This is a genomic window from Peteryoungia algae, from assembly GCF_030369675.1.
Taxonomy (GTDB): Bacteria; Pseudomonadota; Alphaproteobacteria; order Rhizobiales; family Rhizobiaceae; genus Allorhizobium; species Allorhizobium algae.
In genome coordinates, this window is record NZ_CP128477.1 from 2633774 (window position 1) to 2645772 (window position 11999).

General features: G+C 60.2%; 14 protein-coding genes. 4 read left to right on the plus strand and 10 right to left on the minus strand.

The features are described 5' to 3' along the window. Positions 1 to 146: 146 nt before the first annotated feature. The 4 genes from QTL56_RS12500 to QTL56_RS12515 form a co-directional block, all read right to left on the minus strand. Positions 147 to 1306 (minus strand): IS3 family transposase gene (locus tag QTL56_RS12500; protein ID WP_245138042.1). Its coding sequence is split into 2 segments (ribosomal slippage): positions 147 to 1042 and positions 1042 to 1306, totalling 1161 coding nucleotides; the frame shifts between segments, so codons are not numbered across the junction. Between the two features lie 33 nt (positions 1307 to 1339). Beyond that, positions 1340 to 1504: a TOBE domain-containing protein gene (locus QTL56_RS12505; RefSeq protein WP_306424879.1), complete on the minus strand. Its 165-nt coding sequence runs from the start codon at positions 1502 to 1504 to the stop codon at positions 1340 to 1342. A gap of 147 nt (positions 1505 to 1651) precedes the next feature. After that, positions 1652 to 2818: an iron-containing alcohol dehydrogenase gene (locus QTL56_RS12510; protein ID WP_245138043.1), complete on the minus strand. Its 1167-nt coding sequence runs from the start codon at positions 2816 to 2818 to the stop codon at positions 1652 to 1654. Between the two features lie 62 nt (positions 2819 to 2880). Beyond that, positions 2881 to 3597, minus strand: coding sequence for a TetR/AcrR family transcriptional regulator (locus QTL56_RS12515; RefSeq protein WP_245138044.1), 717 nt, complete (start codon positions 3595 to 3597; stop codon positions 2881 to 2883). Positions 3598 to 3745: 148 nt separating this feature from the next. Between QTL56_RS12515 and QTL56_RS12520 the strand changes: the two genes are divergently transcribed. The 4 genes from QTL56_RS12520 to QTL56_RS12535 are packed head-to-tail and all read left to right on the plus strand — an operon-like array spanning position 3746 to position 6805. Further along, entirely contained in the window at positions 3746 to 4216 is a 471-nt protein-coding gene (locus QTL56_RS12520; protein WP_245138045.1) for a MaoC family dehydratase, read from the plus strand. Then, positions 4213 to 5127, plus strand: a complete 915-nt coding sequence (locus tag QTL56_RS12525) for an SDR family NAD(P)-dependent oxidoreductase (protein ID WP_245138046.1) — start codon at positions 4213 to 4215, stop codon at positions 5125 to 5127. The genes QTL56_RS12520 and QTL56_RS12525 overlap by 4 nt, the downstream gene beginning before the upstream one ends. Before the next feature lie 3 nt (positions 5128 to 5130). Beyond that, positions 5131 to 5586, plus strand: coding sequence for an acyl-CoA thioesterase (locus QTL56_RS12530; protein ID WP_245138047.1), 456 nt, complete (start codon positions 5131 to 5133; stop codon positions 5584 to 5586). A 16-nt stretch (positions 5587 to 5602) separates the two neighbouring features. Then, positions 5603 to 6805: an acetyl-CoA C-acyltransferase gene (locus tag QTL56_RS12535; RefSeq protein ID WP_245138048.1), complete on the plus strand. Its 1203-nt coding sequence runs from the start codon at positions 5603 to 5605 to the stop codon at positions 6803 to 6805. A gap of 69 nt (positions 6806 to 6874) precedes the next feature. On the opposite strand, the gene QTL56_RS12540 is transcribed toward QTL56_RS12535, so the two are convergent. Genes QTL56_RS12540 through QTL56_RS12565 form a run of 6 tightly spaced genes read right to left on the minus strand, consistent with a single transcriptional unit; the run spans position 6875 to position 11971 of the window. Then, on the minus strand, positions 6875 to 7363 hold the full coding sequence (locus tag QTL56_RS12540; protein ID WP_245138049.1) for a thioesterase family protein: 489 nt from the start codon (positions 7361 to 7363) through the stop codon (positions 6875 to 6877). Next, the gene (locus QTL56_RS12545; RefSeq protein ID WP_245138050.1) at positions 7360 to 8328 is read right to left on the minus strand and encodes a branched-chain amino acid ABC transporter permease; all 969 of its coding nucleotides are present in this window, start codon (positions 8326 to 8328) and stop codon (positions 7360 to 7362) included. The genes QTL56_RS12540 and QTL56_RS12545 overlap by 4 nt, the downstream gene beginning before the upstream one ends. A gap of 1 nt (position 8329) precedes the next feature. After that, entirely contained in the window at positions 8330 to 9217 is an 888-nt protein-coding gene (locus QTL56_RS12550; protein WP_245138051.1) for a branched-chain amino acid ABC transporter permease, read from the minus strand. A 4-nt stretch (positions 9218 to 9221) separates the two neighbouring features. Further along, positions 9222 to 9974: an ABC transporter ATP-binding protein gene (locus QTL56_RS12555; RefSeq protein WP_245138052.1), complete on the minus strand. Its 753-nt coding sequence runs from the start codon at positions 9972 to 9974 to the stop codon at positions 9222 to 9224. After that, on the minus strand, positions 9961 to 10758 hold the full coding sequence (locus QTL56_RS12560) for an ABC transporter ATP-binding protein (protein WP_245138053.1): 798 nt from the start codon (positions 10756 to 10758) through the stop codon (positions 9961 to 9963). The genes QTL56_RS12555 and QTL56_RS12560 overlap by 14 nt, the downstream gene beginning before the upstream one ends. A 10-nt stretch (positions 10759 to 10768) precedes the next feature. Continuing rightward, positions 10769 to 11971 (minus strand): ABC transporter substrate-binding protein, encoded by a 1203-nt coding sequence (locus tag QTL56_RS12565; RefSeq protein ID WP_245138054.1) that lies wholly within the window; start codon positions 11969 to 11971, stop codon positions 10769 to 10771. Between the last annotated feature and the right edge of the window lie 28 nt (positions 11972 to 11999).

Below are 11999 nucleotides of genomic sequence, written 5' to 3' on the forward strand. Positions count from 1 at the left end.
GTGAACCAGAACATTTGCGGCGTATGCATAATTATGGAACCAACATTGAACGGCAACCAATGACCGGCATCACTCTCATCTTCTCACCCGCCAGGTCAAAGGCACTACGGATTGGCCTGCCCCCATGGGGTGATCCGGTTGGAATGTTAGTGCATGCTTGGCCTGCTGGCCACCGCTGGCGTTGATGCCGGTCCGTTTTGGCGAGGCCAAACAGAGGCTTCGGGAGACGGTGGCCTGTAGCCCAGCGATGAGTGCGGCCGCACGGTGTTGTAGTGACGTCGCCAGTTTTCGATGACGATCTTTGCCTCCTTGAGCGTGTAGAAGATTTCACCGTTGAGCAGTTCGTCACGGAGCTTCGAATTGAAGCTCTCGCAATAGCCGTTTTCCCACGGACTGCCCGGCATGATGTAGGCGGTCTTGGCACCCACCGCCGCGATCCATTCCCGCAATGCCTTGGCGATGAACTCCGGCCCGTTGTCGGACCGAATATGCGTCGGGACGCCGCGCAGGATGAACAGGTCGGAAAGCACGTCGATGACATCGACGGCCTTCAGCTTTCTCTCGACCCTGATGGCAATGCATTCGCGCGTGAACTCGTCGATCACATTGAGCATGCGGATTTTCCTGCCATTGTGTGTGCGATCCTCGACGAAGTCGTAGGACCAGACATGGTTTGGATATTCCGGCCGAAGCCGGACACACGAGCTGTCGTTCAACCACAGCCGACCGCGTTTGGGTTGCCTGTGCGGCACCTTCAGCCCCTCCCGCCGCCAGATGCGTTCGACCCGCTTGACGTTCACGATCCAGCCAGCCTGGTGCAGCATCGCAGTGATGCGACGATAGCCATAGCGGCCATACTGGAGAGCGAGCGCCGTGATGTCGGCGGTCAACGCTGCTTCGTCATCCGGGGTCTTGGCGATCTTGCGCTGCGTCGAACGATGCTGACCGAGAACCCGGCAGGCCCGTCTCTCGGACACGCCCAGTTCCTCGATGACATGATCCACGCAGGCGCGGCGGCGGGCGGGGCTTAGAAGTTTCCCTTGGCGGCCTCGGCAAGGATCATCTTGTCCAGCGTGAGATCGGAAACGGCACGCCGGAGCCGGGCATTCTCGGCCTCCAGCTCTCTCAACCGCTTCACCTGGTCTCCCTTCAAGCCGCCGTATTCAGACCGCCACCGGTAGTATGTAACTTCCGTCACGCCTATCGACCGGATCGCCTCCGCAATCGATTTTCCCTGCGCATTCAACACGTCAACCTGACGGAGCTTCGTGACGATCTCTTCTGCCTTGTGTCTTTTCCCTGCCATTTCAATGTCCTTCCTCGGCTCAATAGCCATACTTCAAGAAGGATCACTTTTCAGGGGGCAGACCAGAAGGTGGCATCGATGATGCCCTCCGAAGAAGGCGCTGTCGGTGATCCGCGCATGACCGAGCGCAACCGTTGCGCCCTCCTCGCCGGCGGACCGGAAATGTTCGGGGCGAATACACGAGGTGATCTTGCTTATCGCCCGCGGGCTGCCTCTAGTAAAGAGTGCCTAGTTGGAGGCCGGCTTCGGACAGTCAGGTTCACCGGCCCAATGCGGCCGTTTCGAGCTCACTCGCCCCATTGACCCGCCAAACCGCACGATGCCGTGCCCTTGAGCTGGCGCCCATCAGTACGCTGCCAAGTAAAGGGCAAGCGCATCGGCCTCCGTAACTGGAACCGGATTGTTCCCAAGAAGACGAGTTTGCAGCATAGCATCGCGCGCGAGCTGCGGGAGCATGTTCGAAGCTACGCCAGCATCGCGAAGGCGGCGCGGAGCACCTGAAGCATCCATCAGTTCGATTAGCCGCCGCACGAACGCCTCCGCCTTTGTCTCATAACTGGCATCCTTCGGAACATCCGCGCCGACAGCGTCTGCAAGCTGCGCATACAGAGGCGCCGCCGCCTTCATGTTGTACTCAAGCACGGGCTGCAGCATAAGCGCGTTCGAGAGCCCGTGTGGGATGTGATAGCGGCCGCCGAGTGGATAGGCGAGCGCGTGGACCGCAGCTACCGGCGCATTGGCGAAGGCCTGCCCGGCAAGCATCGCACCAACTAGCATGGCTTCGCGCGCGCCTCGGTTCGACCCGTCAATGCAGGCGGCAACAAGATTGCCAGACAGCAGGCGGAGCGCTTCGCGGGCAGCGGCATCTGACAAGGGGTTCTTTCTCTGTCGGCTGGTATAAGCCTCAATCGCATGAACCATAGCATCAATACCAGTCGCGGCAGTGTGGAGCGCCGGCAGACCGAGCGTGAGCTCGGCATCGAGCAGCACACGATCCGCGTAGAGCTGGTCAGCGACCACGCCCATCTTCGAATGATCGGGGCGGGTCAGGATTGTGATGTTGGTGACTTCCGACCCAGTGCCTGCAGTCGTCGGAACCTGCACCAAAGGAAGGCGAGAGCCCTTAACCTTTCCGATGCCGTAGAGGTCCGAAAGCGGCTGCTCGCTCACGAGCATCACAGCGGCGATTTTCGCGACGTCCATGGACGAGCCGCCACCAATTCCGAGCACGATCTCCGCCTTCGCGTCCCGCCCCTTTGCCACACACTCGAGCAGCACTTGCTCTGGCGGATCGGCAACGACCGCATCATAAATCGTGAAGGCGAAGCCCGACGCAAGGAGGGACGCCTTTGCAGGCTCCAGCACGCCACCCTTGTGCAGGCCGCTATCCGTGACAATCAGCAGTCTGCGTGCTTGGAACCAGCTCCCCAGCAGCTTGCCTAGATTTGCGGCCTCGCCCCATCCGACATGAACTTGCCCAACTGTGGTGAAGGAAAACGGGGTAGAACTCATGAACTGTATTCCTCGAGAACTGCCGGCTGCTGCCGCAGGGAAACCTCTACTAGGCGTCGGCGTCAGATCACACCTTCGACCTGGCGGGTCGCGAGCTCGCTCGCGAGCTTCTGCTTATCCAAAAGGGTCTCACCTGGACGAGGGCGATACCAGACAGCTGTCCAGTTCACCGCGCCCAGCATGCCTTTAACGGCTATGGATGCGTTTTCGGCACGAATGCTGTTATCCGCCTGACCGCGCTGGAAGACAGTCATAAATAAGCGCTCGAAGTCGCGGCGGATCGACATGATTTCGTCGAGTACCTGGCGCTGAGAGAGCGTGGTTGCGCCAAGTCGATGCATGTGCACGCCCTGCACCACAACAGCAAGATAGGCGATGTTCTGCAGCATGGTGATGGCGTGCGCTTCCAACATCGCTCGTAGCGTCTCTCTGCCCGTTCCGCCCGTCTCCATCGCCGCACACACGGCCTCGTTAAGGCGGTGCATGCCCTCGCGGTGGACGTCGAAGAAGAGGTCGGTCTTTGACCTGTAGTAGTGATAAATACGGCCTTTGGTGGCACCCAGCCTGCGCGCAACGTCGTCGATGCTGGTGCCCTGGAAGCCCATCTCCATGAAGCACTGCGCCGCGACGTCGAGAATATCGACATTGTTGTCGGCGCTTTCACCATCGACATTCTTGCGGCGTGCTCGGATCGGCCGCCTTGGTCGCCCGGCTTCGACAAGAGCTTCTTCATCGCTAAGTCCGCCCTTACCCCCCTCTTCGATCCGTGCGTTAGGCATCAAACTTCTCCAATGTTCACTCCGCCTGCATATCAGCGGATTTGGGCCGGCTGTGCAATCGCGTCGGCCTGACTTCCCGAGCGACACGCTAGACGTCCGCCTTTAAACATACTACGGAGTATGTTGCAATCACTGACTGCCTAGCGAAATGTTCAAGGAGGGAAAAAACTGGATGAATGCACCAACGAGCAACGACGCATCATTGATCTCGGACTGGATCACGGTGGATCAGCCATTCGTGAACCGCTTTGCCGATGCAGTCCTGGATCACCAATTCATTCATGTTGACCCGGAACGCGCCAAGTCCGAGGGGCCGTATGACGGCACGATTGCACACGGCTTCCTTTCGCTGTCGCTGCTAACCCATTTCACCCACAGCGCGATGACGCCGCCCCCGACCGGCGTGGTCGAGGTCAATTATGGCTTCGACAAGATCCGCTTTCTCGCGCCCGTGCCGGTCGGGTCGCGTCTGCGTGGCAAGTTCACGCTCATCGCTGCTGAGGCCAAGGGCGATGGCACACTGCGGCGGTTTGCCGTTGAAGTCGAAATTGAAGGAAACAGGAAGCCAGCCGTTGCTGCGGAGTGGCTGGTGCTGGTTTTGCAAGGAGAGAACCGATGACAATCAGCTTCAAGGATCAGGTTGCAATCGTCACAGGAGCTGGCGGTGGGCTCGGGCGCTCGCACGCGCTGATGCTGGCCGCGCACGGCGCGGCGGTGGTCATCAACGATTTCGGGGGCGCGCGTGACGGCTCCGGTGGATCGACCGCAGCCGCAACGGCGGTCGTGCGCGAGATCACCAGCGCGGGCGGCCGTGCGATTGCCGACGGTGGAAACGTGACATCCGAGGCCGACATGCAGGCGATGGTCGACCGTACGCTGGAGGAATTTGGCCGGATTGACGTCCTGATCAATAATGCGGGCATCCTGCGCGACAAGACCTTCGCCAAAGTCACGATGGAAGATTTCCGCGCGGTGGTAGATGTCCACCTGATGGGCACCACAATCGCCTCAAAGGCGGTCTGGGGCGTGATGCGCGAGCAGAACTATGGTCGCATTCTCGTCACGTCATCGACGTCGGGTACCTACGGCAACTTCGGGCAAGCCAACTATGGGGCGGCGAAGATGGCGCTGCTTGGTCTGATGAACACGCTGCACCTGGAAGGCTCGAAATACGGGATCCACGTGAACGCGATCGTGCCCACCGCCGCCACTCGCATGACCGGAGATATGATGACCGATGAAATGCTCCAGATACTGGCGCCGGAGCTGGTGTCGCCAGCGGCGATATGGCTCGTGAGCCGCGACGCGCCGTCTCGAACCGCGCTGCTTGCGGGTGCTGGGACCGTTGCCCGCCTTGCCATTGTCGAGAGTGAAGGCGTTTGCTTCGCCGGCAAATCGCTGAGCCCGGATGATATCGCGGCCAACTTCGACCGTATCGCTGACATCTCCGCATTGATCGAACCGACGGAGGGCCTGCGCCACGTCGACCGCATTATCGAGAACGCACGAAGAGCTAACGGTAAGGCCTGATCCATGAGTGAACGCTTGTCTGCCCTGCCTCGTCGCGCCTTTCCCTGGTCCCAGGAAGCGGTTCTGCAATGGGAAGATTCCGACATCTACGGCCACCTCAACAACGTGGCCTACCTGAAATACTTCGATACGGCGCTTAACATGGCGCTGATCGACCACGGCGCTCTGGACCCGTCGCGGTGCGCGACCGATCCGATCGGCCTCGTCGTCAAGAATGGCGCAGAATTCTTTAGCGAGATCACGTTTCCGACCCGTCTTTGGGTCGGCGCTCGTGTCGAGAAGGTGGGCCGGACAAGCCTCACCTGGGGTTTCGGGCTTTTCGCCGCCGATCAAGACCTTTGCGCCGCGCGCGGTACTTATGTGCACGTTTATGTTGACCGGCAGACGCGCCGGCCGATCGAACTGACCGACAAGCTTCTTGCCTGCGCCAACGCGCTGGCGGCGCCTGGCGACAACTGATTTCTGGAGCAACGAAATGAAAGAAGCCGTCATCATTTCCACAGCGCGCACGCCGATCGGCAAGGCCTATCGCGGTGCCTTCAACGCCACCACAGCGCCTCGCCTGATTGGACATGCGATCGAACATGCGCTCAAACGCGCTGGTGTCGATCCAGAAGAGGTCGAGGACGTCGTCGTCGGTGCTGCCTTGCAGCAGGGCACGACGCATATGAACATCGCTCGCACAGGACTTCTCCGCGCCGGCCTGCCGGTCGGGGTGCCCGGCCAGAGCGTCGATCGACAATGTGCGTCCGGCTTGATGGCGATCGCGATCGCCGCCAAACAAATCATCGTCGACGACATGAAAGTCACGATCGGGGGGGGCGTCGAGCAAATCTCGCTTGTTCAGAACGCGCAGATGAACGTAACACTTTGGCGCGATCCATGGATCGATGCCCGACTGCCGCAGACATACATGTCGATGCTGGAGACAGCAGAGATCGTTGCCGATCGCTATGGCGTCAGCCGCGAGGCGCAGGACGAGTATGCGCTGCAATCGCAGGCACGCACAGCAGCAGCGCAGGTGGCAGGGCGTTTCGACGCCGAAATTGTGCCGCTCACCACGGTGATGCATGTCACCGACAAGGAGACGGGCGCCGTATCGACGAAAGACGTCACGATCACCAAGGATGAGAGCAACCGCCCCGAGACGACGCTCGCAAGTCTCAGCAGCCTCAAGCCCGTCTTCCGCGACGGCCAGCGAGTGGCGGAAGGCCGCTTCATTACTGCGGGCAATGCCTCGCAGCTGTCAGATGGTGCGTCCGCCTCGGTTCTGATGGAGCGCAGCGAGGCCGAACGGCGCGGTCTTTCCCCACTCGGTATCTATCGTGGGATCGCCGTTGCAGGCGTCGGCCCAGAGGAGATGGGGATCGGGCCAGTTCCAGCGGTGCGCAAGCTCCTTGCACAGCGTGGTCTCGAGGTCAAAGACATCGGTCTTTGGGAGCTTAACGAGGCCTTCGCGGCGCAGGTGATCCCTTCGCGCGACCAGCTCGGCATTCCGAATGAGTTGCTGAACGTTGACGGCGGAGCGATCTCCGTCGGCCATCCCTACGGCATGTCGGGTGCACGGATGGTTGGCCACGCCCTCATCGAGGGCAAGCGCCGCGGCGCACGTTACGTCGTCGTCACCATGTGCGTCGGGGGTGGTATGGGCGCTGCCGGCCTCTTCGAGGTTCTCTGACCCAAACTGCCGGAAGCTGAAAGGCCGGTGGAGCGATCCATCGGCCTTTCAGCTTCGCCAGAGGTGGAATTACTTTGCCAGGCCAATGCGCCGTTCGATGTGCGGCAAGGGCAAGAGAGACGCGCCAAACCTTGTCACCTGTTCAAGACGGATACTGGTCTCATCGAGAAAAGCGGCAGCCTTGGGCTCGCCTGAAGCGCGCGTGACGTGCAACAGCACCTGCTCGTTCCAAGCCAACTGATTGCCGGCACTGTCATGCATTTCGAGATAAAGATGCATGCGCTTTGTATCCGCCGCCAGGACATGCAGGGTCAGTTCGAGGGCTTCCCCTTGATGACATTCGCGCTGGTAACCAATGCGCATGTCGAGCGTGTAAAGTGTGGCCGCCGTTGCAGCCCGGTAGTGCTCGTCGAGGCCGATCGCGTCCATGAAGGCGGTCACTGTCTGCGAAAACGCAATCGCATAGGCGAAATCGGCCATGTGGCCGTTATAGTCCACCCACTGCGGATGGACACTGTCGGCCCGGGAAAAGGTTGCAGTTGCACGACGATTGCTCATTTCTTACGGCGCTCCATCAGATGCAGGATTTCGCCGACGACGCCGCGGCGGAAGAGGAGCACGCACACCATGAAGGTTCCGCCCAACACCATCGTCACCGGCATGCCGGACGTGGCGAGGAAGTTCTGCATGCCGACGAGAATGCCCGATCCGACAACCGGACCTGCCATCGTGCCGATGCCGCCGAGCAGTGCCATCAGGATGACCTCACCCGACATCTGCCAGGCAACGTCGGCAAGCGTCGCAAACTGGAATAGTAACGCCTTCAGCGCGCCTGCCAGACCCGTCAGTGCGGCCGACATGATGAACGCGGCAAGTTTGTAGAGTTGAACCGAATAGCCAAGCGAAATGCTTCGTGCCTCGTTTTGCCGGATGGCACTGAGAATCTGGCCAAACGGGGAGTGGACGATGCGCCAGATCAGCGCCAGGCTCAGCACGGTGACCCCCGCGATGACGTAGTAGAGGTTCATGGTATCGTCGAGGTTTACGACGCCGAACAGATAGCCGCGCGAGAAGCCCTGAATGCCGTCCTCGCCATTGGTGAAAGGCGCCTGCAAGCAGAAGAAATAGAACATCTGCGACATGGCCAGAGTGATCATGGCAAAGTAGATGCCCTGACGCCGGATGGCGACAGCGCCGATGATGACGCCGAGCACGGCTGCCGAAGCGACGCCCGCGAGGATTGCAAGTTCCGGCGTCACTTGCCAGACCTTCATCGCATGCGCCGTTACATAGGCACTTCCCCCGAAAAAAGCGGCGTGGCCAAAGGATAGCAGACCGGTGTAGCCGAGCAGCAGGTTGAATGCTGCGGCAAAAAGAACGAAGCAAAGTAGCTTCATCAGGAAGACCGAGTAGAGGAAGGTTGGCAGAACCGCCAGTGCAACAAGCAGAAGCGTAAAAGTGATCGCAGGTACTGCGCTTCGCCGAGTTGGTATAATGACGGTGTCAATCTGGGTCGCCGACATGTCAGCTCTCCTTTCCGAAAAGACCGGCCGGGCGCAGCAGGAGTACGACCGCCATGATGACGAAAACGACGATGTTGGCGGCCTCGGGATAGAATACCTTCGACAGGCCCTCAATTATGCCAAGCATGTAGCCCGTTAGGATCGCGCCTAGGATTGAACCCATGCCGCCAATCACGACCACCGCGAAGACGATGATGATAAGGTTCGAACCCATGAGCGGACTCACCTGGAACAGCGGCGCAGCAAGGACGCCAGCAACCCCCGCCAGGGCGCAGCCGAAGCCGTAGGTAAGCGTCAACAGCAACGGCACATTGACGCCGAATGCCTGAACAAGCGTGGCGTTCTCCGTGGCGGCGCGCAGATACGCGCCGATCTTAGTCTTCTCGATGATCGCCCAAGTGCCGAAGCACACGACCAGCGAGGCGGCGACGACCCAGGCTCGGTAGTTTGGCAGTACCATGAAACCAAGGTTGGTCGCGCCTCGAAGAGCCTCTGGTGCAGCGAAAGGCTGTCCCGAAGTGCCGAAATAATGGCGGAAACCGCCTTCGAGAAGGAGCGCAAGCCCGAACGTGAAGAGAAGGCCGTAAAGGTGGTCAAGGCCATAGAGCGCCCGCAGCATTGTGCGCTCGATGGCCATGCCAACCGCAGCGACGATGAGCGGCGCGAGGAAAAGCGCACCCCAGTAGCCGATGCCGCCATAGGTGAGCAGCATCCAGGCTACGAACGCACCCAGCATATAGAAGGCGCCATGGGCAAAATTGACAATGCGCAGCAGACCGAAAATGACGGCGAGACCGAGCGACAGAAGCGCATAGAATGAGCCATTGATCAGCCCGATCAAGAGTTGTCCGGAAAGGACGGGCAGCGCCACTCCGAAGATAGTCGTCATGGCGTCACACCCCTAAGACTGAATTGAGCGTCTCGGTACGGGACGTCAGTTCCGAGACAGAGAAATTGTCGATCACCTGCCCGTGGTCCATCACGTAGAAATGGTCGGCGATGCGAGAGGCGAAGCGGAAGTTCTGTTCAACGAGAAGTACGCTGACCCCATGCGACTTGAGCACCTTCAGCACTTCGCCGATACGCTCGACGATCACCGGGGCCAGTCCCTCGGTCGGCTCGTCGAGCAGGATCAGCCGTACACCGGTGCGCAGGATGCGTGCGATCGCCAACATCTGCTGTTCACCGCCAGACAGCTTCGTGCCCGGGCTCATGCGCCGTTCAAGCAGGTTCGGGAAGATCTCGTAGATCGTCTCGATGCTCATTCCGCCCTTTGCTACCACCGGCGGCAGAGTGAGGTTTTCGTTGACCGTGAGGCTGGCGAAGATGCCACGTTCCTCCGGCACGAAGCCAATGCCCCTATGGGCGATCTTGTGGAGCGGTACGCGCATGATCGAGTTCTGCTCAAACTCGACAATGCCCTTGCGCTTGCGGATGATGCCCATGATGGCGCGAAGCGTGGTGGTTTTACCCACGCCGTTACGGCCAAGAAGGGTCACGGTCTCACCGGGATAGACGTCGAGATCGACACCATGAAGCGCATGGCTTTCTCCGTACCAGGCCTCAAGATCGCGCACCTTGAGCTGTGGCGAAGTGGAGTTTCGCGCGGGCCGGACCGACACAGTCGGCGTTTCAGTGGCTGTCATTTTCGGATCCCATGTAAGCTTCGCGCACGCGCGGATCGGCGCTGACGGTCGCATAGTCGCCACGCGCGAGCACCTCCCCTCGCTGCAGCACGGTGATCTCATCACCGATGTCGCCGACCACCTTGAGATTGTGCTCGACCATCAGCAAGGCGCAGTCGCACGAAACGGCTTTGATCAAGTTCGCCATTTGCTCCACGTCCTCTTGCCCCATGCCGGCCAGCGGTTCGTCGAGGAGGAGGACACGCGGCTGGAGCGCCAGCGTCGTCGCGATTTCCAGAGCGCGCTTGCGCCCATAGGATAGATTGTTGGCGTTCAGATGCGCCATGTCGGCGAGGCCGACGCGGTCAAGAAGCTCCAGAGCCTGTCGGTTGAGGCAGTCGAGGCTGGAGAGCGAACGCCAGAACTGTCGCGAAAGATGGTTGGGACGCTGCATGGCAACACGAACGTTATCCAGTAGCGTCATGTCGCCGAAGGTGGCCGAGATCTGGAACGACCGAACCATCCCCATGCGAGCGACGCTCGCCGGATCCATTGCCGTAATGTCGGCCCCGTCGAACAGGATATGACCGGCAGTAGGCCTGTGGAATTTCGTCAGCAGGTTGAACACGGTGCTCTTGCCGGCGCCGTTGGGGCCGATCAGCGCATGGATCCGGCCGTGAAAGACGTCAATGTCGACATTGCTAACGGCGAGAAAGGCCCCAAAACTCTTGGTCAGCCCCCGTGCCGAAAGAACGGCACGTGGGTCACCGCCATCGGCAGGGGCCGCAGCAGGTTGGGTGGTCATGATTGCGGCATCACTTCTTGACGAGTGGGCAGGTGCTGTTGTCAAGCGAGGCAAACGCGTCCTTGCCTGGGATCGTGGCAAGCACCTCGTAGAGGTCACCTTCGGAGGTCGACTCCGACGGCTTCTTCACCCGGACGAGGAACATGTCATGGATGACGCGACCGTCTTCACGCAAGGAAGCGTTGCGGTTGAAGAAGTCGTTGATGTCCATGTCGCGCATCGCGTCCATCACCTTCGAGCCGCTCTTTGCCTGGCCGGACGCTTCTGCCGCCTTCAGGTAGTTCATGACGGCCGAGTAGACGCCGGCGTGAACCATGGTCGGCTTCTTACCTTCCATGCGATCGCTGTAGCGTGCCGACCACTCTCGGGTCGCATCGTCCATATCCCAGTAGAAGGCGGTGGTCAGGGTCAAATCCTGCGCGATGTCGAGGCCAACGCCTTGAACGTCGGTCAGGAACAGCAGCATGCCCGCGACCTTCTGTCCAGCACCGGGGACACCGAATTCCTGCATCTGCTTCAGGGCCGTCATGGTGTCACCTGATGAGTTCGCAAGCGCAATTACATCTGCACCCGAAGCCTGAGCCTGAAGGATGTATGACGAGAAGTCGGTGGTCTCGCGGGGATGGCGGACCGAGCCGACGACCTCACCGCCGGCTTCAACGACGGCCCGGGTCGTGTCAGCCTCGAGCGCATGCCCAAAGGTGTAGTCCACGGTGATAAAGTACCACTTCTTGGCGCCGTCGAGCGTCAGGGCGCGGCCCGTACCATTGGCCAAGGCATAGGTGTCCCAAGTCCACTGGGCAGTGGAGGGCGAACAGGCCTCGGCGGTCAGCGCAGAGGAACCGGCAGTGGAGATTAGGAAGGCGGTGTCTGTCTGACGGGTGATTTCCTGAACAGCCATGGCGACGGAGGATGTTGGGACGTCGACGACAGCGACGACGTTCTGAGCATCAATCCAGGTGCGTGCCAGCGTTGAACCGACGTCCGGCTTATTCTGATGATCGCCTACGATGACCTCGATATTCTCCCCCAGCAGCTTGCCGCCGAAATCCTCGACCGCCATCTGCGCCGCGATGACCGAACCTTGACCTGCGAGGTCGTAGTTCATGCCGGACATGTCCGTCAGAACACCGATGCGGTAAGGGTCCGCGAAGGCAGTCGTTGCCGACAGCGTGCACACCGCCGATAGGATGATAGTCTTCAGCTTGTTCATGATCATTCTCCTCCTTGTGGCACGAATG

What these genes read in the sequence shown, in the direction of transcription:
- QTL56_RS12510 (WP_245138043.1), bottom strand. Translation starts at nt 2,818, where the DNA reads ATGAGTTCTACCCCGTTTTCCTTCACCACAGTTGGGCAAGTTCATGTC.
- QTL56_RS12515 (WP_245138044.1), bottom strand. Translation starts at nt 3,597, where the DNA reads ATGCCTAACGCACGGATCGAAGAGGGGGGTAAGGGCGGACTTAGCGAT.
- QTL56_RS12520 (WP_245138045.1), top strand. Translation starts at nt 3,746, where the DNA reads ATGTTCAAGGAGGGAAAAAACTGGATGAATGCACCAACGAGCAACGAC.
- QTL56_RS12525 (WP_245138046.1), top strand. Translation starts at nt 4,213, where the DNA reads ATGACAATCAGCTTCAAGGATCAGGTTGCAATCGTCACAGGAGCTGGC.
- QTL56_RS12530 (WP_245138047.1), top strand. Translation starts at nt 5,131, where the DNA reads ATGAGTGAACGCTTGTCTGCCCTGCCTCGTCGCGCCTTTCCCTGGTCC.
- QTL56_RS12535 (WP_245138048.1), top strand. Translation starts at nt 5,603, where the DNA reads ATGAAAGAAGCCGTCATCATTTCCACAGCGCGCACGCCGATCGGCAAG.
- QTL56_RS12540 (WP_245138049.1), bottom strand. Translation starts at nt 7,363, where the DNA reads ATGAGCAATCGTCGTGCAACTGCAACCTTTTCCCGGGCCGACAGTGTC.
- QTL56_RS12545 (WP_245138050.1), bottom strand. Translation starts at nt 8,328, where the DNA reads ATGTCGGCGACCCAGATTGACACCGTCATTATACCAACTCGGCGAAGC.
- QTL56_RS12550 (WP_245138051.1), bottom strand. Translation starts at nt 9,217, where the DNA reads ATGACGACTATCTTCGGAGTGGCGCTGCCCGTCCTTTCCGGACAACTC.
- QTL56_RS12555 (WP_245138052.1), bottom strand. Translation starts at nt 9,974, where the DNA reads ATGACAGCCACTGAAACGCCGACTGTGTCGGTCCGGCCCGCGCGAAAC.
- QTL56_RS12560 (WP_245138053.1), bottom strand. Translation starts at nt 10,758, where the DNA reads ATGACCACCCAACCTGCTGCGGCCCCTGCCGATGGCGGTGACCCACGT.
- QTL56_RS12565 (WP_245138054.1), bottom strand. Translation starts at nt 11,971, where the DNA reads ATGAACAAGCTGAAGACTATCATCCTATCGGCGGTGTGCACGCTGTCG.